Origin of the sequence: Geothrix sp. 21YS21S-2 (assembly GCF_030846775.1) — a bacterium.
In the GTDB taxonomy this organism is placed as follows: domain Bacteria; phylum Acidobacteriota; class Holophagae; order Holophagales; family Holophagaceae; genus Mesoterricola.
This window is the reverse complement of the sequence record NZ_CP132910.1, coordinates 4,607,332-4,627,914: the sequence shown is the minus strand read 5'-3', so window position 1 is coordinate 4,627,914 and position 20,583 is coordinate 4,607,332. Positions and strand designations below refer to the sequence as shown.

Below are 20,583 nucleotides of genomic sequence, written 5' to 3'. Positions count from 1 at the left end.
ACTCCCCGTCCATCCCCGGCAATTTAAACGCTGAATTTGCAGGGGATGAACGGGGATGGCAACAGGATGAAAAAATCCCCGCCTACACCTGCCCCGTTTCGCCGCAGCCGCAGTGCCGGCCCCGGAGGCCCTGCCGGAACTTCTCCCGCTCCTCCGGGGTCATGCCCTCCCAGCGCCGCATCATGTGATGGCGCCGGTGCCAGCCGCCGCCGTGGGACCTGTGGAAGCCCCCGAACAGGATCCGGCTCAGCACCAGGAGGCCCACGGCCTGCCAGAAGTGGATGGCCCGCAGCCCGAAGATCGCCGGCATCAGTCCGTTCCACAGCCCCATCACGACGTACCCCAGCACCGCCACCGCCGCCACGCCCAGGACGGCGATGCCGATCCCCTTGCGGACGGTCATTCCCTTGTGCCTAAACATCGACGTACTCCTCGTAGATCGCCCGCAGGCGCTTGCGCAGATGCACTACCGCGTAGTGTTTCCTCGACAGCAGCGTGTTCACGGGGAGCCCCGTGGCCGCCGCCAGTTCCTTGAAGCTCCGCCCTTCCAGCTCGTGGGCCACGAACACCGCCCGCTGCTCCTCGGGCAGTTCCTCCAGAGCCGCGTCCAGCTCCTCCAGCAGCACCCGCCTCGCGAAGGCGGCCTCGGGCCCCGCGTCCCGGGAGGGCAGCAAGTCCTCCAGGGCCCGCTCCTCGCCCTCCGGGTCCTTTTCGAAGGGGGCCTGCCGCCGGAGCTCGTTCCCCCGGCGCCGGAAGAGGTCGGTGATGCGGTTGCGGGCCACCCGGAACATCCACGCCCCCGCTTCCTGCAGCGGCGTCATCAGGCGCTGGGCTTCCACCAGCTCGAAGAACACCTCCTGGAGGACGTCCTCCGCGTCGGCTTCCTCGGGCACCCATTTCCGGATGAAGTTCCGGAGTCTGGACGCCTCGCGCGCGACGGCTTCGGTGATCTGACGATCCTGCTCGGACATCCAGGCGGCTTCCAGGGGTTCCTCCTTCTATACCTGAAGACGGCGGAACCCGGGGAATATTGTGGGTTTCCTTCCCTTTCCCGGGAAGGGAGACCGAACACCTTTCATTCCAGAATTTCCTGCATCATGATGAGGACCCGGGATGGACCCGGCCGAGGTTTCCGATGGGCATCGAGGCGTCCCTTGATTTCGCGACGTTGGAGCTGCTGCCCCTGGGCGTGATCGTGGTGAACGACCAGGGCGAGATCCTCTACTACAACCAGCGGGAGGAGCAGATCTCCGGCCGGCGGCGGGAGGAGGTGGTCGGGAGGAACTTCTTCCGGGACGTGGCGCCCTGCACCGAGGTCCGGGAGTTCCACGGCCGGTTCAAGGACCTCATGGAGCGCGGCGAGGACCAGGTCGAATTCGACTTCACGTTCCCCTTCGCCCTGGGGGCGCGCCAGGTGCGGATCCACCTCCACCCTTTCCGGAAGGGCGAGGAGTACCTCTGCGTCATCTTCGTGGCCGACGTGACGGAACGGGAGCTGCTCAGGGAGCGCATCCTGCAGAGCCAGCGCTTCAGCGAGCTGGGCTCGGTGGCCGCCAAGGTGGCCCACAACTTCAACAACCTCCTCACCGTCGTCCAGATGAGCGCCGAGGCCGCCCGGGAGCGGGCGGATCCGGAGGTGGACCGGCACCTGGCCAGGGTCCTCCAGGCGGTGGGGGACGGCACCTCCCTGGTGACCCGCTGCCTGGAGATCGCCAAGCCCGACCTCCCCCGCAGTCCGGGGCGGCTGGACCTGAACGAGGCCCTCCGCACGGCGGTGGAGTTCGCGCGCTCCTTCGCGGACAGGGCCGCCCTGGACGAAGGGCGCGGCATCCGGTTCCGCACCGACCTCGTCCCCGGGAGCCTGCCGGTCGCGGGGGACGGCCCCGAGCTCCGCGACGCCCTGCTGAACCTGCTGCGCAACGCCGTCGACGCCATCCAGGGCCAGGGCACCGTGCGGGTCCGCTCGCTCAGGGAGACTGGAGGGGCGGTGGTGGAGATCGCCGACGACGGGGTGGGCATGACCAATGAGGTGCAGCGCCAGCTCTTCACCCCCATGTTCACCACCAAGGGCGAGCGCGGCACGGGCCTGGGGCTCGCCAGCGTCCATTCGACCCTGCGCCGCCACGGCGGCAGCATCCAGGTCACGAGCGCTCCCGGAAGGGGCAGCCGGTTCCGCATCACCCTGCCGGAAGCTACCTGACCCTCACCCGCACCCGCAGCCGGCCCGAGGCGTCCGCCTCCAGGACCTCCCAGGACAGGGGGCCGTCCCTGCCCGCGGGCGCCTCGCCGGGGCCCACGTTGAAGGCCGCGTCGTCCAGCTGCCACCGGCCCCCGGGGTAGCTGGGCGCGGGCGGCCCGGGGGTGCGGGGGTGGGCGTCGACGATCCGCACGGGGCCCCTGGGCTCGCCCCGGGTGAGAAGGCCGGGATCCACCCGGGCCACGACCAGGCCTTCGTAACCCGGGCCCCAGCGGTCCCCCACCCGGCCCCGGTCGAAGCCCAGCGGGCGGCGCACGTTCAGCTCCCAGAACCGGCCCCGGCGGCGGGGGTCGGGGATCACCAGGCGCTGGGGGAGGTCCCGGGGGGCCCGCTCCAGGGGATCCAGCCAGCCCTCCCAGGCCCGGCGCACCTGCAGGGTGCTCACGGTGTCCTTGAAGGCGCCGTGGTACCAGAGGCGGTCGCGCACCCAGCCCATGGGCTGGGAGGGGCTGTAGGCCGTGTCCTCCTGCCAGGGGCCGGCCTCGGGGTGGAAGCGGTCCCACCCCCGGAACATGCCGGCGTCCATGACGTCCCAGGCGCCGGCGGTGAGCGGGTGCCTGGAATCCAGGTAGAAGTCGTCCACGCGGTTCTCGCCCATGGCGTGGAGGGCCTCGTGGACGATGAAGCCCAGGGGGGTCTCGTCCGTGAAGAAGACCGCGGGCCACTGGACGTAGCGGTTCCACGGGAGGGGCTCCAGGAGGCAGATGGCGGTGAGTTCCTTCACGCTCCGGGTGACCGTGCCCGGGGGGCCGGGCGGGACGACCCACAGGTGGTCGGGCTTGCCGTCCGGACGCAAGGCGCCGGTGCGGTTGTCCACTTGGTCGTAGGCCTTAAGGTCCATGGACTTGATCCGCTCCAGGACCCAGGCGACCAGGGTTCCCCGCTGGGCGTCGGTGCGGGGGGCGGGATGGACGGCGTCGGCCAGGTGGAGGAAGGCCCCCTCCTCCAGCTCCAGGCTCCCCTTGGAGATCTCGTAGAAGTAGTTGGCGGCGCTGGCCTCCCCCGCGCCCCGCCCGAAGAAGAGGGCCCGCAGCTCGGCGTCGGTGCGCAACGGGGCCTGGTCCGGGAAGTCCAGGCGCACCACCAGCACCCGCTCCTTCCGGAAGCCCGGGGCCCGGCCCAGCACCACCGGGGCCGCCAGCTCCCCCACCGGGACCAGGTCCCGCTGGAACCCGGATTTCTCGACCACCACATGGGTTTCGGCCGGGTCCAGGTCCAGGGAGAAGGCCCCCTGGGCGTCGGTATAGGCCACCGGGGGCTGGACCCGCGGCCGCACCCGCACCCCGCGGTCGGGGTGGACCCGGACCCCTTCCAGGCCCCGGGCGCCGTCCGTGACCCGGCCCGTCACGGGCACGGCGAGGGCCGGAAGGCTCAGGAGGAGGGTCAATAGCAGACGTACCATGGATTCAACGATACAATGGACGGTTCTAGGAAACCCCCGGACTGATCCTCAAAAGGCCACGCGTGACCGAATCCAACCTCATCCGCAACTTCTCCATCATCGCCCACATCGACCACGGGAAGTCCACCCTGGCCGACCGGCTCCTGGAGCTCACCAACACCATCGCCCGGCGGGACATGCAGGCCCAGATACTCGACGACATGGAGCTGGAGCGGGAGCGTGGCATCACCATCAAGGCCCACGCGGTGACCCTCAAGTACCCCGCGCTGGACGGCAACATCTACACCCTCAACCTCATCGACACCCCCGGGCACGTGGACTTCACCTACGAGGTGAGCCGGAGCCTGGCCGCGTGCGAGGGGGCCATCCTGGTGGTGGACTCCACCCAGGGCGTGGAGGCCCAGACCCTGGCCAACACCTACCTGGCCCTGGAGAACGAGCTGGAGATCTTCCCGGTCCTGAACAAGACCGACCTGCCCAGCTCGGAGCCCGAGCGCGTGCTGGAGGAGATCAACACCGTCATCGGCCTCGTGGACACGGCGCACGCCATCAACGTCTCCGCCAAGACCGGCGAGAACTGCCTGGCGGTGCTGGAGCAGATCGTCAAGTGCGTCCCGCCCCCCAAGGGCGACCCCAAGGCGCCCCTCCAGGCCCTGGTGTTCGACTGCCACTACGACCAGTACCGGGGCGTGGTGTGCCTCGTGCGCATCTTCAACGGCACCCTCAAGGCCGGGGAGACCATGCACTTCATGGCCACCGGCAGCGACCACCGGGTGGACGAGGTGGGGGTCTTCAACCCCAAGATGAGCAAGGTGGACGAACTGACCGTGGGCGAGGTGGGCTACGTCACCGGCAGCATCAAGACGCTGGCCGACATCAAGGTGGGCGACACCCTCACCCACGCCCTCTCCAACACCACCCGCCCCTCCACGGAGATGCTCAAGGGCTTCAAGGAGCTCCAGCCCGTGGTGTTCGCGGGGATCTTCCCCACCAACAGCGAGGACTACGAGGACCTCCGGGACGCCATGGACAAGCTGCGGCTCAACGACAGCTCGTTCAAGTACGAGCCCGAGACCAGCCAGGCCCTGGGCTTCGGCTTCCGGTGCGGGTTCCTGGGCCTCCTGCACATGGAGATCGTCCAGGAGCGCCTGGAGCGTGAATTCGACCTGGACCTCATCACCACCGCCCCCTCCGTGCGCTACCACGTGTTCCTCACGGACGACACCGAGGTGGACGTGGACAACCCCTCCAAGCTGCCCCCCCTGCCCCGCATCAACCGCATCGAGGAGCCGCTGATCGAGGCCACCATCCTCACCCGCCCCGACTTCGTGGGCGGCCTCCTGAAGCTCTGCGAGGACCGCCGCGGCCTCCAGCAGCGCCTGGAGTACGTGGGCAAGGACCGGGTCATGCTCGTCTACGAGCTGCCCCTGAACGAGGTGGTGCTGGACTTCTACGACAAGCTCAAGTCCATTTCCAAGGGCTACGCCAGCTTCGACTACCACATGAAGGGCTACCGGGAGTCCGACCTGGTGAAGATGGACATCCTCGTCAACGGCGAGCCCGTGGACGCCCTCTCCATCCTCGTGCACCGCTCCAAGAGCCAGGCCATGGGCCACGGCCTGACGGTGCGCATGAAGGAGGTCATCCCCCAGCAGATGTTCGACGTGGCCATCCAGGCCGCCATCGGCGCCAAGATCGTGGCCCGCACCAACGTCAAGGCCCGGCGCAAGGACGTGCTGGCCAAGTGCTACGGCGGCGACATCTCCCGCAAGAAGAAGCTCCTGGCCAAGCAGAAGGAAGGCAAGAAGCGCATGAAGTCCATCGGCAGCGTCGACATCCCCCAGGAAGCCTTCCTGGCCATCCTCAAAGTGGAGAGCTGAGCCATGGCCCAGCCGTCCATGGAGGTCACCCAGCAGGCGCCGAAGGCCGGCGTGAAGAGCCTCACCGGCTTCGTCCTCACCGGACCCGAGAAGGGCGTGATCCTCTGCGTGCTGCTGGGGCTCATGTACCTCCGCCTCTACCGCCGGAAGCGGTCGCAGGACAAGATCTGCTCCCACTGCGGCACCCGGAACCCCCCGCACCAGACCAACTGCAGGCAGTGCTCGGCCCCCCTGTTCCATAAATAGCGGCTATCATCTCCCCCAGGTGGGCCCATGAGCAAGATCCGAGTCCTGGTCGCCGACGATGATTCCACGAATCTCGCGCTCCTGGTCCGGGTGCTCAGCAAGGCGGGCATGGAGACCGTGGCCGCGGAGGACGGGGCGGAGGTCCTGGCCTACCTGCGCAAGGCGCCGGAGTCCTTCGACGTCCTCCTCATGGACCTGGTGATGCCCCGCATGAACGGCTTCCAGGTCCTCAAGCGCATGAAGGCCAACGCCCACCTCAAGGACCTCCCCGTCATCCTCCAGACCGCCTCCAACTCCCCCGAGGACATCCAGCGGGGCATGGAGGCCGGCGCCTACTACTACCTCACCAAGCCCTTCACCCAGCGGGTGGTCCTGGGCATCGTCAGGACCGCCGCCCAGGACATCGCCCGCATCCGCGTGCTCCACGCCGAGGTGGAGCGCCTGGGCACGCCGCTCTCCATGATGATGAACGGCCGTTTCCGCTTCCGCACCCTTCTGGAGTGCCACGAGCTCGCCAACCTCCTGGCCAAGGCCTGCCCCGACCCCACCCGGATCGTCACCGGCCTCTCGGAGCTCCTCATCAACGCCCTGGAGCACGGCAACCTGGGCATCACCTACACGGAGAAGGGCGAACTCCTGGAGAAGAACGGCTGGAAGGCCGAGATCAACCGCCGCCAGGCCCTCCCCGAGAACCAGGACAAGTGGGTGGAGGTGGAGGTCACCCGCCACCCGGACCGCATCGCCTTCGAGGTGCGGGACCAGGGCAAGGGCTTCGACTGGAAGACCTACGTGGTGCCCAATCCGTCCAGGCTGTTCGACAACCACGGACGGGGGATCTTCATGGCGAAGATGGACAGCTTCGACCGCCTGGAATACCTGGGGGCGGGGAACCATGTGCGGGCGGAGGTCCGCCTGGCCTAGGCGTCCAGCTGATCCAGGATTCTTCGGACGGTCTCCTGGAGAGGTCCAATATGGTTGGCGACAACGTCCCAGACGATAGCGTCATCCAGTGAGAAATAGGCATGGGCAAGCACGTCCCTGAAGCCGGCGATACGCTTCCACGGGATTTCGGGACAGGCAGCAATGATTTCTGCCGGTAATCGTTTTACGGCCTCGCCCGCCACCTCCAGGTTGTGGAGAACGGCGTCCCGAGTTCGCCAATCATCTGAAAATCCCTCGAGGTCCAGACCTTCGGCAAGGATCAGAATCTTTGAACAGGCAGCCAGGATGTCCTGGAGATACAACCCCGGATCACGCGACACGGTGCATTTCCGCCAGGACGGCTTCCCGGATCCTGGGCCTCAAGCCGGTCGAAGTGACAAGGTCGACATCCCGCAGCAACAAAGCTTCCAGATCCTCCTTCAGGCCCATGAACCGACTAAAAGTAGGGTCGCCTACGAACGTCACGATGAAGTCCACATCGCTATCCGGTTTCGCATCGCCCCGGGCGAAGCTGCCGAAGAGATCCAGATGGAGAACACCATACCGCTCCATGAGTTCAGGGATCGCGGGCTGGAGCGTGGCTATGATTTCCTGCCGGTCCATGGGTAGGTTCCTTCCGCTACAGGATAATGCCGTCAGGCACTTTCCGGTTGTCGTCATCACATCTGTTGAATTGACAACACCTTCTTCGACGCCATGTGCGCCCATACCACCTGGCAGAACCACAGCGTCGACCGGAACCGCTCCATGTAGTTCACCCTCGCCATCAGCCTGAGGGCCTTCAGGCCGGGGTCGTCCGTGGGCGGCGCCGTCCGGTCCAGGTCCAGGAGCGCGGCGGCGTCGTTCTTCAGGTGGAGGGTCAGGGGCTTCCAGGCCTCGGCCAGGAGCGCGGCCTGGGCGTCGGCGTAGTCCGTGGCCAGCTTCCCGAAGTCGGTGTTCGCGCCGTACTCCATGCGGTCCACGGCCATGACCTCCACCCACCTGACGTTGGGGGGGAGGCGCAGCACCGTCCGGCCCTGGCCGGCGGGGTCCTCGCAGAGGACCTCCAGGGTGCTGCCGGCGGGCGGGACCCGGCCCGTGACCTCCGCCTTGCTCGAGGACAGCAGCCGCATGCCGTCGGCCATGCGCTGGGCCTCGGCGGGACGGTCCAGGCCCTGGCGGAGCAGGGTGGTCTGCCACGCGTTCCAGCGCTGGAGGAGCGGATCCTCCAGGGCCAGGAACGCTCCGTCGAACAGGAACCCGGAAAGGGTCCTGGCCTCCCCGGCCAGGGTGGCGGGAAGGGTGAACTGGGCGCCGGCCTGGCCCAGGGCGGCCAGTTCCCGGGTGCACGCCGCCAGGTAGCGCTCGGCCTCCCGGTAGGAGGCGTCCAGGTCCTTGCGGGTCCGGGCGTAGCCCTTCCGGGCCTCCGCGACGCTGGCGGGCAGGGGCGGGATCCCGGTGGTTGCGGCCTCCAGGACCACCACCTTCCCCGGGGCCTGCCCGTACAGGGCCCCGGCGAGAAGTGCCGTCAGCGCGGCGGGCCTATTCCACATCGGTGCATACGGCGAGCACGTTCCCGCTGGGGTCGGCGAAGTGGAAGCGCCTGCCGCCCGGGAAGCCGAAGATCTCCTTCACGATCCGCCCCCCTCCCTTGGCCACCCGCTCCCTTGCGGCCTCCAGGTCCTTGTTGAAGATCACCGCGAGGGGGGCGCCGCCCGGGCCCGGTTCGTCCCGGGTGAAGCCCCCGGACATGTGGCCGTCCTCGAAGGATGCGTAGTCGGGGCCGTAGTCCGTGAAGGTCCACCCGAACACGGAGCTGTAGAAGGCCTTGGTCGCGGCCAGGTCCGTGGCGGGGAATTCGAGGTAGAAGATGGCGTTCTCGGGGTTGCCCATGGTCGAGCCTCCGCCTCCATCATTCCACCATGGCGCCCTCCAGGGGCACCCGGATGGTCATGCGGGTGAGGCTGCCGGGTTCGCAGTGGATCTCGGGGCCGGCCCCGGGGCCGAAGAGGCTCGCCAGACGCTTCTGGACGATGCGCAGGCCCAGGCCCTCCCTGGAGCGCCGGCCCTCGTCGAAGGCGCCGGCGTCGTCCTCCACGTCGATCCTCAGGGCTCCCCCCTCGGCGAAGGCGAGGATACGCACCGTGCCCTGCCCCGGCACGCGGGAGACGCCGTGGCGGATGGCGTTCTCCAGGAGGGGCTGCAGGGTGAAGGTCGGGACCTTCACGGCCCGGAAGGCCGGGGCCACGTCGATCTCCACCCGGAGCCCCTCGAAGCGGGCCTTCTCGATCTCCAGGTAGGCCCGGATGTGCTCCAATTCCTCCTCCAGGGTGCTGAGCTCCCCGTGGCGCTGGAGGTTCTTGCGGAAGTAGCCCGAGAGGTGGCCCACCAGCTCCCGGCCGCGGACCGCGTCGTTGCGGAGGATGGCCATGATGGTGTTCAGGGAGTTGAAGAGGAAGTGGGGGTTCACCTGGGCCCGCAGGAGCCTGAGTTCGCTGAGAACCAGGAGGTTCTTCTGCTCCTCGTACTTGGCGATGAGCAGCTGACTGGAGAGGAGGGCCCCGATGCCCTCCCCGAGGCGGCGGTTCATGTGGAGGAACCGGCGGTTCTTGGGCTCGAAGAGCTGCACGGTGCCCAGCACCGTCCCGTCCACTTCCAGGGGCACCACCAGGGCGGAGTGGAGGGGGCAGTCGCCCGAGACCCCGCACTCGAAGACCTGGTGGATGCCGTCGGCGAAGACCACGGCCCGGTCCTGGATGGCCTGCCGCGTGATGGCCGAGGAGATCGCGCTCCCGGGACGGTGGTGGTCCGAACCCAGCCCCACGAAGCCCAGCACCTTCTCGTTGTCGGTCACCGCCACGGCCCCGACGCCCGTTTCCTCCTTGACGATGGCTGCCATCTCCCCAGCCGTGTCCGGACCGAAGCCGCGACCCAGGAGGCCCAGCGCGCGCTCCGCCACCCTCAGGGCGGCGGCGGAGGAGGCCGCGGCCACCCGGTCGAGGTCCCGCTGCCGGTGCATCAGCACCGCCATGAGCAGGGCGGCCCCCACGGGATTCAGGAAGACCATGGGCGGGGCGATGACCTTGACGATCTCCACCGCCGCCGGGAAGGGCCGGGTCAGGAGCAGCACGATGCCCATGTGCAGCACCTCCCCGGCGAAGGTGGCCAGGAGCGCGGTCCGCATGGTGATGAGCACTTCGGGCCGGTCCCGCAGCCTGCGGTTCAGGAATCCGGCCAGCACGCCCTCCAGGGTGGTGGCCACGGCGCCGGACAGGGCGGCGATGCCCCCCAGGCTCATGCGGTGGACGCCCGCGGTGGCGCCCACGAGGCCCCCCAGGACGGGTCCCCCGAGGAGGCCCGCAAGGACCGAGCCCACCGCCCGGGCGTTGATGATCGCCCCGCCTTTCAGCACCGGCGTGCCCAGGTAGTTCCCCAGGATGGTGATGCCGGTGAACACCAGGAACAGGCGCACCCTCCCCCGCGGCCGGGCCCAGTCCGAGGACAGGGGCTGGAACGCGGGGGATTCGCAGTAGAGGTAGAACAGAACCAGGAAGGCCGAGATGGTCTGGAAGAGCGTCACCAGAGATCGCACGGGCCCCCTGCTCAGGTCACTTCAGACGTTTCGCGAGCCTCACGGCGGTGTGCTCGACCTTGATGCCGGACCCCAGCTTATCCAGTCCGCCCCGGATCTGCATCACGCACCCCGGACAGTCCATGGCCACGGAGGTGGCCCCGGTGTCCTTGATGTTCTCGAGCTTGCGCTCGAGGATGGGGGCGCTCAGCTCGGGCAGCTTGAGGGAGTAGGACCCCGCCATGCCGCAGCAGATGTCGCACTCCTTCATCTCGGTGACCGTGAAGCCGGCCTTCTTCAGGAGGTCCCGGGGGGCCTGCTGGGCGTGGAGGGTCCGCTTCAGGTGGCAGGAGTCGTGGTAGGTGACGGTCTCGGCCTGCTGGCCGTCCTTGAACTCCAGCCGGCCTTCGTCCACAAGCTTCTTCACCAGGGTGGCGAAGTCCAGGGTCTTGGCGGCGAGCTTGCGCGCGTCCCCGATGGCGTCCTCCATCCCCAGGCTCTCGAAGGTGGCGATGAAGTCGTCCTTGAGGGCCACCGTGCAGGTGGGGCAGGCGGAGACCACGTAGGTCACGTCCTCCTCCAGCAGGGCCTTGATGTTGTCCTTGGCGTTGCCCGCGGCGGTCTCGTAGGCGCCGTTGTAGCGCGCGGGGGCCCCGCAGCACGTCTGGCCCTCGGGGAAGACGACCTGGATGCCGGCCTTGTTCAGCACGCGCACCACGGACTCGCCCATCTCCGGGTAGGAGAAGTCGATGAGGCAGCCCGCGTAGATGGCGGCCTTCTCCTTGCACTCCGGCTGCACGATCTCCTTGAAGGTGTCCCGGAAGGGCCGGGGCGCGATGGCCGGCAGGCTCCGGAAGTCCGTGAGGTCCGACAGGAACAGCGGAAGGTGGCGGATGAACCCGCCCTTGGCGAAGGGCTTCTGGGCCACGGAGGCCGCCCTCAGCAGGGAGTGGAAGAGCCGCCGGTTGTTGACCACCGCGAAGATGGCCTTCTGGACCAGGGGCATGCCCTTCTCCACCGCCAGGCGCCTGCGCAGCTCGAGGATGAGCTCGGGGATGTCGATGCGGCCGGGGCACACGTCCTTGCAGGCCCCGCACTGGATGCACAGGCCCTGGATGTCGTCGGACTGCTTGAGCTCGTCGAACCAGGCGGTGAGGATCGTCCCGATGCCGCCCGTGTACACCTTTCCGAAGACGTGCCCGCCCACGAGCCGGAACACGGGGCACACGTTGAGGCAGGAGGCGCAGCGGATGCACTGGAGGGCCTGGCGGAACTTGGGGTCCGCCGCCATCTCCGAGCGCTTGTTGTCCATGAGGATGATGTGCAGCTGCTTGGGGCTGCCGTCGGTGTTGGGCACCTGGCCGGTGATGACCGACACGTAGCTGGTGAGCAGCTGGCTGGTGGCGTTGCGCGGCAGGGCCTGGAGGATGGGCTGGACGTCCTGGAAGGTGGCCACCAGCTTCTCGATGCCGACGACCGCCACGTGGATTCGCGGCAGCGTGGTCACGAGCCGGGCGTTGCCCTCGTTGGTGATCAGCACGAGACTGCCGGTCTCGGCCACCGCGATGTTGGCGCCGGAGATGCCCATGTCCGCGCCCAGGAACCGGTTCCGCAGCTTGCCGCGGGCGAACTTCACGAGCTTGGGGATGTCGGGCTGCTGGCCCTCCTCCACCTTGGTGGAGAAGACCTCGGCCACCTCCTCCTTGGTCATGTGGATGGCGGGCATCACCATGTGGGAGGGAGTCTGGTGGCACAGCTGGATGATCCACTCGCCCAGGTCGGTCTCATAGACCTCGATGCCCTCGGCCTCCAGGTGCTTGTTGAGGTGGATCTCCTCCGTGGCCATGGACTTGGATTTGACGATGGACCGCACGCCGTTCTCCTTGGCCAGGGCCAGGATGTAGGCCTTCACCTCGGCGGGGTCGGAGGCGCGGTAGACCTTGGCGCCCGCGGCCTCGGCCTTGGCCTTGAAGGCCTCGGCCAGCTCCTCGAGATGCGAGGCGCCGTACGCCTTCACGTCGCGCACGGCGTCCCGCACGGCCTCGAAGTCCATGCCCGCGTACGCCTTTTCCCGGCTGATCTTGTAGGCTTCGGAGAAGCGCCCCAGGGCGCCCCTCAGATTGGGGTTGGCCAGGGCGTCCTGGATGGATTCCTTGAACGTGGTGGTCATGCCGCGCTCCCTTCGACGAAGACGATCACGAGGCGCTCAGGCCCGTGGACGCCGATGGTCAGTACCCGCTCGATGTCCGCGGTGCGGCTGGGGCCCGTGATCATGGACAGGTAGCCGGCCTTGGACGGCTTGATGCGCCCCAGGACGGAAGCCATGTCGGGCAGGAGCCGGTCCGCCCCGATGAGGGCCACGTGGATCTGAGGCAGGGTCGACACCAGGCGCCCCTCCACCCCCGTGGCGTCCACGACCAGCGTGCCGGTGTCGGCCAGGGCCCAGTCCATCTGGCTGATGCCCACCTTGGCCTCGGCCGCGCGTTCCCGGGTCACGTCGTAGGAGAGGCCCGGGAAGGCCGGCCGGCCCTCGGCCTCCAGGAAGGCGCAAGGGGCCCAGAGGGCGGTGCCGCCCACCTCCTTGAGGAGGCCCTGGACGAAGTCCCGGGCCTCGGCGGCCGTGCCGCAGCGGTGCACTTCGGCGCTCACGGCCTCGGCGCGTTCCTTGAAAGAAGCGAACAGGTTGTCCATGGTTCACCCTGCCTTATGGCTGGAGGTTGAATGAAATGCGGTAGGACGATGATAGGGAAGGCCGGGGCGGGGTCCGCGGTGGAATTTTGCCTATCGGTTTCAATTCGGACCCAAGCGGTCCAAAACCCGCCCCGACCGGAGGCGGGAAACCCGGGAAATGCTATAGTCAACTGCAATTGTCATGTTTGTCGGAGGTCGCGGAATGCTGCGGGCGGTGCTGGTGGACGACGAGCTCCACGCCAGGGAGGAACTGGAGGCCCTGCTGGCCGAGACCGGCGAGGTCACCGTGGTGGGCACGTGTCCCGGCGCCATGCAGGGGCTGCGAACCCTGCGGGAAACGCGCCCGGACGTGCTCTTCCTGGACATTTCCATGCCCGGCGTCGACGGCATGCAGATGCTCAGCATGATCGAGCCCGAGCTGATGCCCTGCGTGATCTTCGTGACCGCGTACGACGAATACGCCCTGAAGGCCTTCGACCGCAACGCCATCGACTACCTCCTCAAGCCCGTGGAGCCCGCCCGCCTCGCCCAGGCCCTGGAACGCGCCAAGCGCTTCCTGGGAGAAGGCCGCCGCCCCGCACCCGCCGGCCCCCCCATCGACCGCATCCCCTGCATCGCCGGCCCCAACATCAAGCTCGTGGACACCGCCGAGGTGGAGAGCGTGCGTTCCTCCGAAGCCGGCGTCTACGTGGTCACGCCCCGGGGCGAGTTCCTGACGGAACTCACCCTCACGGTCCTCGAGGCCAAGGGCGCCAACCTGGTGCGCTGCCACAAGCAGTACCTGGTGAACCTGGCCTGCATCGACGAGATCGACCGCCGGGACCCCGCCGCGGCCTTCATCCGCACGCGCACGGGGAGGACCGTGCCGGTGAGCCGGCGGTTCCTTGCGCCGCTGAAGGAGCGGCTGGGAATTTAGTCGTGGTATCAAAACCTGACGATCGGGCCTGCCGATGGGGGAGCCGGGGGCTCCCATGGCGGCGTGAATGGAACTGGAGGTCAAGGACGTCGAGTAATCATCATCCGGCACGCGGCAAGGAATGCTCGCCGGGGATGGACGGGGTCGCCTATATTGCCCGACGCAGAACGTAGTATTGGGGCCGCTGGGCGCGGAACGTGTAGTCGCCGCTCTTCCATTCGAAGAAGAGATAGGTTGCTCCGTCCATTCGCCGGATCTGGTAGGCGGAGGCGGTCTTGTCGGCGGCGCTCAGAACGAGGCCCCGGGTCCACGTGGACTTCTCGCTGATCCGGTTCTCCCGGAAGCCGAAACGGGTCTTCCCCCCGTCCAGGAACTCGATCCGGCTCAGGAAGAAGTCCCCCGCCGGCCCGATCCGGGCGGGATCGAACGCCTCCGGCGTCCTCACGAAGTCCACGGCGACCCATGCTCCGTGCACCTCGGGATCGTCCACGAAGGGGTAGTCGACCCTGTCCTCCACGCGCGTCTCGGGGGTCACGAGGCGCTCGTCCCGGACCAGGACGTACCACCTGGGCTTGCGGTGCAGGTGGACGTAGTCGCCGCTCTTCCACTGGAAAAACAGATAGTCCTTTCCGGCCAGGTTGCGCACTTCGTAGGCGGACGCGGTGTGCTCCCCCGGATGGAGGAACAGGCCCTTGGTCCACGACCAGGCCCAGTTGGTTTTCCCGCCGGGGCGAACGAAAAGCTCCTTGAGGAAGAGATCCTGCTTCCACTGGCGGGCCGCGGGGTCGAAATCCGCGGGCTCCGCCACGAAATCCACCGAGCGCCAGCCTCCCAGCACCTGGGGATCCGTCACGAAGGGGTAGTCGATCCGGTCGACGATGGGCTTGCCGGGGGCGTCCTCCGCGTGCATCCGCACGCCCAGGGCGCACAGGGCGACGGCGGCGAAGGCAAGGGACGGGGCCAGGGTCCAGTGGCGGCGGGGGGCGGCTGCGATCATCTGGATTCTCCTCTTGAAGTGGGCGGCGTTCTCGGAGACGCCGGCGAGACTGGGCAGAAGGGTGGGCGGGACGGGTTCCAGGAGCTTGATGAGGGTGCGGCCGTACCGCGGGCTTTCCGGCGAGGAGAGCCGCGCGAGCACCTCCTCGTCGCAGGCCAGTTCCCGGTCCCCGCGCATCTGGTGGAAGGCGATCCACACCAGCGGGTTGAACCAGTGGAGGAGCTGCAGCGCTGCGCATAGCCAGCCGACGTGGATGTCCAGGCGCTTGAGATGGGCCAGTTCGTGAAGGAGGACGAACCGCAGCTCCTCGTCGGAAAGGCCCTCCACCAGTGCGGGCGGCAGCAGCAGGCGCGGGCGGATGAACCCGAACAGCGCCGGCCCCGGCACCCGGTCCGTGAGCACGATGCCCACCAGGGTCCGCACGCCCATGGCCTCCTTGCAGACCTCCAGCAGGTCCAGCACCCGCTGGGAGGTGAGGACCCGCCCGCGGCGCACGGCCATCCAGAGCCGGAGGTTCACCTGGGCCAGGCGCAGCGCCAGGATCAGCATTCCCGCCAGCCACACGGTCCGCGGCGACGGAAGGGGCATCCTGGGCCTGGCGGCCTTGGGCTCCCCGGCGGCGTCCACGGCGGCGCGGGGAACCTCCCCGGCGACCGGGTGCCGGCTGAGCGCCGCGGGCACCGCCACGACGAGGGTGCGGCTCGCTGGAGGCCGCCACGGCACAATCATGGACGCGAGCAGCACCACCCAGAGGGAGGCCTGCCACCGCGCCGACCAGCGGTTGCGCACCAGGGCCCGCACGCCGAGGATCAGGAGGATGAGGGCGCTGGCCTGAAGGGACTGGGACAGGATCCCTGGGAGCTCAACGGCCATCATGGGAACCTCCCTTCCTGTCCAGCAGCTCCTTCAGCCGGGCGATCTCCTCCGGACCCAGGTCCTCCCGCTCCAGGAAGGCCGCCAGCATGGGGGTTAGCGCGCCGTCGAAGACCCGGCGCAGGAAGGAGGAGCTCTCCGCCCGCACGCAATCCGCCTCCGAGGCGATGGGGCTGTAGAGGTATTCCCTCCCCTGCTTGACGAAGGCCAGGGCCTTCTTGGTGACGAGGCGGTTGATGAGGGTCTTGATGGTGGCCGGTCCCCAGGACGTCTTCCCGGTCAGGCTTTCGACCACCTGGCCCGCGGTCTGGGGGTGGGAACGCCAGAGTTCCTTCATCACCACCCATTCGGAATCGGAGATTTTCGGTACGTTCGGTTTCATGGGGTCTCCCGCATGATTACAAACGTAATCTGATTACAAATGTAGTCAAGCCCCTTTTCCGCGCACCGCGCCCCGGGGGGTCTTGAGATATTGACTCGATTTCACGCCGCACCATACTTTGACGTCCGCACCGGGGGCCAGGGCGAACCCCCTCCCCGGCCAGGACCACAGCCAAGGCGCCCCCGGGGCGCCGTTCAGCAGGAGGTCCCATGTACACGGTCATGCGTCACTACCAGGGCCAGAAGGAACTCGCCGCCGAGCTCACGAAGCACGGCAAGGAGGTGGAGAAGATCATCAGCGCGGTGCCGGGCTTCCTCGCCTACTTTCTTGTCAACGGTTCGGACGGCGTCACGACCATCACCATCTGCGAGAACCGCAAGGGGTGTGAGGAATCGACGAAGATCGCGGCGGACTGGCTCAAGAAGAACCTCCCGAACCTGAGGATAACGGCTCCGCACGTGGCCTCGGGCGAGGTGCCGCTGGCCTTCGACCGGATCCACGCCCACGCGTAGGTTCAGCGCCTTCCGAGGGGCCCCTGGCTCCTGAGTTCCGACAGGATCCCCGGCAGGACGGCCTCCACCCGGGCCACCTCGTCCTCCGTGGTGTACCGGCTCAGGGAGAACCGCACGGCGCCCATCGCGTCCGGGGCTCCCATGGCCCGCAGCACGTGGCTGGGCTCCTTCTGGCCGGTGGTGCAGGCGCTGCCGGTGGACACGCAGACCCCGGCCTCGTCCAGGCGCAGGAGCACGGCCTCGCCCTCCACCTCCCCGAAGCTGATCATCGAGGTGTTGGGCACCCGGGGCGCCTGGGCGCCGTTCACGGCCGAGCCCGGGATGCGGTCCAGGATGAAGGCCTCCAGGCGGTCCCGCAGGGTCCGCACCCGGGAGTCCCCGGCCAGGTGGGTGCGGGCGAGGTCCGCGGCCACGCCAAGGCCCACGATTCCCGGCACGTTCTCGGTGCCGCCGCGCCTGCCGCGCTCCTGGCCGCCGCCGATCATGAAGGGGCGCAGGCGCAGGCCGCGCCTCAGGAAGAGGCCGCCGGCGCCCTTGGGGCCGTGGAACTTGTGGCCGCTGAAATTGAAGAGGTCCACAGGGATCCGGGCGAGGTCCACGGGCACCTTGCCCAGGGCCTGGGTGCCGTCCACGTGGAGGAGGACGCCCCGGGCCTTCACGATGCGGGCGATGTCCTCCAGGGGGAAGAGGACGCCGGTCTCGTTGTTGGCGGCCATGACCGACACCAGGGCGGTGGCGGGGGTTAGGGCGGCCTCCAGCTCCGCCAGGTCCAGGCGGCCCTGGGCGTCCACGCCCAGGACGGTCACCTCGGCGCCCTGCTTGCGCAGCCAGTCGGCGCAGGCCAGGACGGCGCTGTGTTCCACGGCGGTGGTGATGAAGTGGCGCCTGGCGGGCAGGGCCTCGAAGACCCCCCGGAAGGCGTGGTTGATGCCCTCGGTGCCGCCGCTGTTGAAGACCAGTTCGGCAGGAGCGCAGCCCAGGAGCGCGGCCACGCGTTCCCGGGCCACGACCACGGCGCCTTCGGAGAGCCTTCCCAGCCCGTGGGCGCTCCCGGCGTTGCCGAACTGGTCCCCCAGGAAGGGCAGCATGGCCTCCAGGGCCTCGGGGGCGAGGCGGGTGGTGGCGTTGTTGTCAAGGTAGACTGGGGCTTCCGGCATCCGCCTATGCTACCTCAGAACCGCCAGGAGGTTCTTGTCGGTGCGGACGGTGACCTGGAAGGCCGCCTTCTGGTCCTCGGGCAGGTCGCGCCAGGCCCAGCGGTCGATGAGGGCGGCCACGGGGCGGGAGGGATCCTCGGCGCGCAGGCGCTGCGCCATGGGGAGGAGCTGGTCCAGATCCTCCTGGAACCAGCGCGCGCGGGTGCCGGGATCCAGGTGGTCCCGGCCGTAGGCGAGCTCGCCGGTGCCCGCCACCACCACCACCCGCTCCCCGGTGAGGAAGGGCAGCACCTGGTAGTAGTCGCCGCAGCTGATCCACTGGGCCCCCGCCGGGGCCTTGCGGATCAGGGAGCTGGCGTCCTTGGTGGGCGGGGCCACCCGGCTGGCGGCGAAGGTGAGCAGCAGCAGGGCCGCGCCCAGGCCCGCCATGAACCTGGGTCCGGTGAGCGCCCTGGGCCGCAGGCCCCAGCAGCCCATGGCCAGGAAGGCCACGCCGAGGGCCAGGATCCAGGCGGGTCCCGTGAGGTCCTTGACGATGAAGGGCGCCGCCAGGAACAGCACGCCGAGCACCAGGAGCTCCCTTCCGGCGCGGGCCAGGGCGGTCCATTCCTCCCCCTCCTTCTCCAGCGCGCAGGCCAGGGCCAGGAGCGGGACGATGGCGGGATGGATGTAGGGGGGCAGCTTGGAGCCCGAGAGGCTATAGAAGAGCAGCGGGACGGCGGCGCCCAGGATGACGGTGGCCACGGTCCACCGGATGAGGGGCGCGCCTTCGGAGACGGGGCCCGACGTCCGGCGCAGGAAGGCCACGCCCCGGCGCAGGCCCGTCACGCAGGCGCCGAGCCAGGGCAGGACGCCCACCGCCAGGAAGGCCGTGAAGTAGAACTTGTCGAGGACGGGGTTCTTGGAACCGGCGCGGTCGTGGACGTGGCTGGTGTACCTGGCGAAGTGCTCGTGGATGAAGAAGAAATTCGCGTGGCCCGGATTGGCCCGCTCCACCAGGACGAACCACGGCGCCGCGACGGCGGCGAAGAGGAGCCAGCCCAGGGGGTCCAGGAGGGTCCTCAGCAGGGCCGAGCGCATGCGGGGCGCGGACCAGGCGAAGGGCAGCGAGCAGATGAGGATCCCCCCCACCAGCACCGGCGCCGCCAGCCCCTTGGTGAGCATGGCCAGGGCCATGGACCCGAAGGCCAGGAGGCTCCAGCCGGTGGCGGGGCGCTCCTCGAAACGCGCGGCCACCGCCTCGATGCCGGCCACCAGGGCCAGCACCTGGAAGGCGGAGAAGAGCGCGTCCAGGGTGAGCACCTGGGCGCAGACGTAGGCCAGCACGGCCGTGGCGGCCATGAAGGCCGCCCAGGTGGCCTGGCGCGCCCCCAGGCGCGTGGCCAGCTTCCACGCGCACCACAGGGTGATGAGCGTGGCCAGGGCCAGGGGCAGGCGCGCCGCGAAGGCGTGCAGGCCGAAGGCCTTCATGGAAAGGGCGGAAAGCCAGTACTGGAGGGGCGGCTTCTCGAAGTAGAGGACCTGGTTGAGCCGGGGCGTGAGCCAGTCCGCGCTCGCGAGCATCTCCCGGGGGATCTCGGCGTAGCGGGCCTCGTCAGGTTCCCACAGGGGGCGCATGAAGAGCGGGACCAGGCCGAGGAAGAGCCAGATCCAGAGGAGGGTGCCCCGTTCCTTTTTCGTCAACCCTCGGTCTCCACGATCTTCTCCATGGCCTTGTGCTCTTCCACGAAGAAGTCGATGGCCTTGCGCAGGGCCTCCTTGATGCCGATCTTCGGATCGAAGCCGAAGGTCTCGCGCATGCGCCGGATGCTGGGGGTGCGCACCAGGACGTCCTGGTAGCCCTTGCCGTAGAAGGCGCCGCTGGTCTCCTGCACGATGTGCGACAGGGGGATGTTGCGCTCCAGGCGGAAGGGGTGGTCCTTCCAGATCTCCAGCATGCGCTCGGCGATGTCCTGCACGCTATGGTCGTTGGCGGGGTTGCCGATGTTGAAGATCTTGCCGTCGGCCTTGCCGCCCTCGTTGCGCAGCACGCTCATGAGGCCGTCCATGGCGTCCTCGACGTCGCAGAAGCAGCGGCGCTGGGCGCCGCCGTCCACCAGCTTGAGGGGCTCGCCGTTGAACAGGTTCCAGGCGAACTGGGTCACCAGGCGGCTGGAGCCCTCCTTGGCGGTGTTGAGGCTGTCGAGCTTGGGTCCCATCCAGTTGAAGGGGCGGAACAGGGTGAACTGGAGGTTGTCCCGGAACCCGTAGCCCCAGATGACGCGGTCGAGAAGCTGCTTGGAGGTGGAGTAGATCCACCGCTGCATGGGGATGGGGCCGGTGACCAGGGCCGAGGTCTCCTCGTCGAACTCCGCGTCCGGGCACATGCCGTAGACCTCGGAGGTGCTGGGGAAGACGACCCGCTTCTTGTACTTGACGCACTGGCGGACGATGCGGAGGTTCTCCTCGAAGTCCAGCTCGAACACCCGCAGGGGGTCGGTGACGTAGACCTTGGGGGTGGCGATGGCCACCAGGGGCAGCACCACGTCGCAGTTCTTCACGTGGTACTCGATCCACTCCTTGCTGATGCTGATGTCGCCCTCGCGGAAGTGGAAGCGGGGGTTGTCCAGGTACTCGGCGACCTTGTGGTTGCCGAGATCCATGCCATAGACTTCCCAGGTGGTGTCGCGCAGGATGCGGCCAACGAGATGCGACCCGATGAATCCGTTCACGCCAAGGATGAGGATTTTCACAATGAGCTCCGTTCACAAAAACAGTCCAGTCTATCAGGTCGCCATG

21 protein-coding genes are annotated in these 20,583 nt (G+C 68.3%); 6 read left to right on the top strand and 15 right to left on the bottom strand.

Features of this window, described 5'->3' with window-relative positions:
* Window positions 1–82: 82 nt before the first annotated feature.
* Together RAH40_RS20385 and RAH40_RS20380 are read right to left on the bottom strand one after the other, a co-directional pair.
* Entirely contained in the window at window positions 83–421 is a 339-nt protein-coding gene (locus tag RAH40_RS20385; protein WP_306599470.1) for a hypothetical protein, read from the bottom strand.
* Complete coding sequence (locus RAH40_RS20380) at window positions 414–971, bottom strand: RNA polymerase sigma factor (RefSeq protein ID WP_306599469.1); 558 nt, start codon at window positions 969–971, stop codon at window positions 414–416. The genes RAH40_RS20385 and RAH40_RS20380 overlap by 8 nt, the downstream gene beginning before the upstream one ends.
* 164 nt (window positions 972–1,135) lie before the next feature.
* Between RAH40_RS20380 and RAH40_RS20375 the strand changes: the two genes are divergently transcribed.
* Complete coding sequence (locus RAH40_RS20375) at window positions 1,136–2,200, top strand: nitrogen regulation protein NR(II) (protein WP_306599468.1); 1,065 nt, start codon at window positions 1,136–1,138, stop codon at window positions 2,198–2,200.
* Here the strand turns inward: RAH40_RS20375 and RAH40_RS20370 are convergent.
* Window positions 2,193–3,659 (bottom strand): carboxypeptidase-like regulatory domain-containing protein, encoded by a 1,467-nt coding sequence (locus RAH40_RS20370; protein ID WP_306599467.1) that lies wholly within the window; start codon window positions 3,657–3,659, stop codon window positions 2,193–2,195. The two genes, RAH40_RS20375 and RAH40_RS20370, sit on opposite strands and share 8 nt — an antisense overlap.
* A gap of 62 nt (window positions 3,660–3,721) precedes the next feature.
* On the opposite strand from RAH40_RS20370, the gene lepA reads away from it, so the two are divergent.
* From lepA to RAH40_RS20355, 3 genes are read left to right on the top strand one after another with little or no spacing between them, the layout of a single operon-like run.
* Window positions 3,722–5,539: a translation elongation factor 4 gene (gene lepA, locus RAH40_RS20365; RefSeq protein WP_306599466.1), complete on the top strand. Its 1,818-nt coding sequence runs from the start codon at window positions 3,722–3,724 to the stop codon at window positions 5,537–5,539.
* Between the two features lie 3 nt (window positions 5,540–5,542).
* Window positions 5,543–5,785 (top strand): hypothetical protein, encoded by a 243-nt coding sequence (locus tag RAH40_RS20360; RefSeq protein WP_306599465.1) that lies wholly within the window; start codon window positions 5,543–5,545, stop codon window positions 5,783–5,785.
* Window positions 5,786–5,812: 27 nt separating this feature from the next.
* Window positions 5,813–6,706: a response regulator gene (locus tag RAH40_RS20355; RefSeq protein WP_306599464.1), complete on the top strand. Its 894-nt coding sequence runs from the start codon at window positions 5,813–5,815 to the stop codon at window positions 6,704–6,706.
* On the opposite strand, the gene RAH40_RS20350 is transcribed toward RAH40_RS20355, so the two are convergent.
* The 7 genes from RAH40_RS20350 to RAH40_RS20320 are packed head-to-tail and all read right to left on the bottom strand — an operon-like array spanning window position 6,703 to window position 12,968.
* Window positions 6,703–7,047, bottom strand: a complete 345-nt coding sequence (locus tag RAH40_RS20350; protein ID WP_306599463.1) for a DUF86 domain-containing protein — start codon at window positions 7,045–7,047, stop codon at window positions 6,703–6,705. The genes RAH40_RS20355 and RAH40_RS20350 overlap by 4 nt on opposite strands.
* Window positions 7,037–7,330: a nucleotidyltransferase family protein gene (locus RAH40_RS20345; protein WP_306599462.1), complete on the bottom strand. Its 294-nt coding sequence runs from the start codon at window positions 7,328–7,330 to the stop codon at window positions 7,037–7,039. Before RAH40_RS20345 ends, RAH40_RS20350 begins: the two co-directional genes overlap by 11 nt.
* 56 nt (window positions 7,331–7,386) lie before the next feature.
* A complete protein-coding gene (locus RAH40_RS20340) occupies window positions 7,387–8,259 on the bottom strand; it encodes a hypothetical protein (protein ID WP_306599461.1) in 873 nt (290 codons plus the stop codon).
* On the bottom strand, window positions 8,249–8,599 hold the full coding sequence (locus tag RAH40_RS20335; RefSeq protein ID WP_306599460.1) for a VOC family protein: 351 nt from the start codon (window positions 8,597–8,599) through the stop codon (window positions 8,249–8,251). The genes RAH40_RS20340 and RAH40_RS20335 overlap by 11 nt, the downstream gene beginning before the upstream one ends.
* A gap of 19 nt (window positions 8,600–8,618) precedes the next feature.
* Window positions 8,619–10,298, bottom strand: a complete 1,680-nt coding sequence (locus tag RAH40_RS20330) for a LytS/YhcK type 5TM receptor domain-containing protein (RefSeq protein WP_306599459.1) — start codon at window positions 10,296–10,298, stop codon at window positions 8,619–8,621.
* A 16-nt stretch (window positions 10,299–10,314) separates the two neighbouring features.
* Window positions 10,315–12,447 carry an L-lactate dehydrogenase (quinone) large subunit LdhH gene (gene ldhH, locus RAH40_RS20325; protein ID WP_306599458.1) on the bottom strand — a complete coding sequence of 711 codons (2,133 nt, stop codon included), beginning with the start codon at window positions 12,445–12,447 and terminating at the stop codon, window positions 10,315–10,317.
* A complete protein-coding gene (locus tag RAH40_RS20320; protein WP_306599457.1) occupies window positions 12,444–12,968 on the bottom strand; it encodes a lactate utilization protein in 525 nt (174 codons plus the stop codon). Before RAH40_RS20320 ends, ldhH begins: the two co-directional genes overlap by 4 nt.
* Window positions 12,969–13,170: 202 nt before the next feature.
* Between RAH40_RS20320 and btsR the strand changes: the two genes are divergently transcribed.
* On the top strand, window positions 13,171–13,884 hold the full coding sequence (btsR, locus tag RAH40_RS20315) for a two-component system response regulator BtsR (protein WP_306599456.1): 714 nt from the start codon (window positions 13,171–13,173) through the stop codon (window positions 13,882–13,884).
* Between the two features lie 148 nt (window positions 13,885–14,032).
* Here the strand turns inward: btsR and RAH40_RS20310 are convergent, their stop codons facing one another.
* Window positions 14,033–15,754 carry a M56 family metallopeptidase gene (locus RAH40_RS20310; RefSeq protein ID WP_306599455.1) on the bottom strand — a complete coding sequence of 574 codons (1,722 nt, stop codon included), beginning with the start codon at window positions 15,752–15,754 and terminating at the stop codon, window positions 14,033–14,035.
* Window positions 15,744–16,136, bottom strand: a complete 393-nt coding sequence (locus RAH40_RS20305; protein WP_306599454.1) for a BlaI/MecI/CopY family transcriptional regulator — start codon at window positions 16,134–16,136, stop codon at window positions 15,744–15,746. Before RAH40_RS20305 ends, RAH40_RS20310 begins: the two co-directional genes overlap by 11 nt.
* Window positions 16,137–16,345: 209 nt before the next feature.
* Here RAH40_RS20305 and RAH40_RS20300 point away from each other — a divergent pair, with 209 nt between their 5' ends.
* The gene (locus tag RAH40_RS20300) at window positions 16,346–16,648 is read left to right on the top strand and encodes a hypothetical protein (protein ID WP_306599453.1); all 303 of its coding nucleotides are present in this window, start codon (window positions 16,346–16,348) and stop codon (window positions 16,646–16,648) included.
* Between the two features lie 2 nt (window positions 16,649–16,650).
* On the opposite strand, the gene RAH40_RS20295 is transcribed toward RAH40_RS20300, so the two are convergent.
* From RAH40_RS20295 to RAH40_RS20285, 3 genes are read right to left on the bottom strand one after another with little or no spacing between them, the layout of a single operon-like run.
* A complete protein-coding gene (locus tag RAH40_RS20295) occupies window positions 16,651–17,805 on the bottom strand; it encodes a cysteine desulfurase family protein (protein ID WP_306599452.1) in 1,155 nt (384 codons plus the stop codon).
* Between the two features lie 9 nt (window positions 17,806–17,814).
* Window positions 17,815–19,488 carry a glycosyltransferase family 39 protein gene (locus tag RAH40_RS20290; RefSeq protein ID WP_306599451.1) on the bottom strand — a complete coding sequence of 558 codons (1,674 nt, stop codon included), beginning with the start codon at window positions 19,486–19,488 and terminating at the stop codon, window positions 17,815–17,817.
* Window positions 19,485–20,537: a bifunctional UDP-4-keto-pentose/UDP-xylose synthase gene (locus tag RAH40_RS20285; protein WP_306599450.1), complete on the bottom strand. Its 1,053-nt coding sequence runs from the start codon at window positions 20,535–20,537 to the stop codon at window positions 19,485–19,487. Before RAH40_RS20285 ends, RAH40_RS20290 begins: the two co-directional genes overlap by 4 nt.
* Window positions 20,538–20,583 lie beyond the last annotated feature (46 nt).

Bases quoted from the DNA above. Each gene is read 5' to 3' on its own strand.
- RAH40_RS20345 (WP_306599462.1), bottom strand. From the start codon at position 7,330: ATGGACCGGCAGGAAATCATAGCCACGCTCCAGCCCGCGATCCCTGAA.
- RAH40_RS20385 (WP_306599470.1), bottom strand. From the start codon at position 421: ATGTTTAGGCACAAGGGAATGACCGTCCGCAAGGGGATCGGCATCGCC.
- RAH40_RS20305 (WP_306599454.1), bottom strand. From the start codon at position 16,136: ATGAAACCGAACGTACCGAAAATCTCCGATTCCGAATGGGTGGTGATG.
- RAH40_RS20340 (WP_306599461.1), bottom strand. From the start codon at position 8,259: ATGTGGAATAGGCCCGCCGCGCTGACGGCACTTCTCGCCGGGGCCCTG.
- RAH40_RS20360 (WP_306599465.1), top strand. From the start codon at position 5,543: ATGGCCCAGCCGTCCATGGAGGTCACCCAGCAGGCGCCGAAGGCCGGC.
- RAH40_RS20300 (WP_306599453.1), top strand. From the start codon at position 16,346: ATGTACACGGTCATGCGTCACTACCAGGGCCAGAAGGAACTCGCCGCC.
- RAH40_RS20375 (WP_306599468.1), top strand. From the start codon at position 1,136: ATGGGCATCGAGGCGTCCCTTGATTTCGCGACGTTGGAGCTGCTGCCC.
- RAH40_RS20310 (WP_306599455.1), bottom strand. From the start codon at position 15,754: ATGGCCGTTGAGCTCCCAGGGATCCTGTCCCAGTCCCTTCAGGCCAGC.
- btsR (WP_306599456.1), top strand. From the start codon at position 13,171: ATGCTGCGGGCGGTGCTGGTGGACGACGAGCTCCACGCCAGGGAGGAA.
- RAH40_RS20355 (WP_306599464.1), top strand. From the start codon at position 5,813: ATGAGCAAGATCCGAGTCCTGGTCGCCGACGATGATTCCACGAATCTC.
- RAH40_RS20295 (WP_306599452.1), bottom strand. From the start codon at position 17,805: ATGCCGGAAGCCCCAGTCTACCTTGACAACAACGCCACCACCCGCCTC.
- RAH40_RS20320 (WP_306599457.1), bottom strand. From the start codon at position 12,968: ATGGACAACCTGTTCGCTTCTTTCAAGGAACGCGCCGAGGCCGTGAGC.
- RAH40_RS20380 (WP_306599469.1), bottom strand. From the start codon at position 971: ATGTCCGAGCAGGATCGTCAGATCACCGAAGCCGTCGCGCGCGAGGCG.
- RAH40_RS20335 (WP_306599460.1), bottom strand. From the start codon at position 8,599: ATGGGCAACCCCGAGAACGCCATCTTCTACCTCGAATTCCCCGCCACG.
- RAH40_RS20370 (WP_306599467.1), bottom strand. From the start codon at position 3,659: ATGGTACGTCTGCTATTGACCCTCCTCCTGAGCCTTCCGGCCCTCGCC.
- ldhH (WP_306599458.1), bottom strand. From the start codon at position 12,447: ATGACCACCACGTTCAAGGAATCCATCCAGGACGCCCTGGCCAACCCC.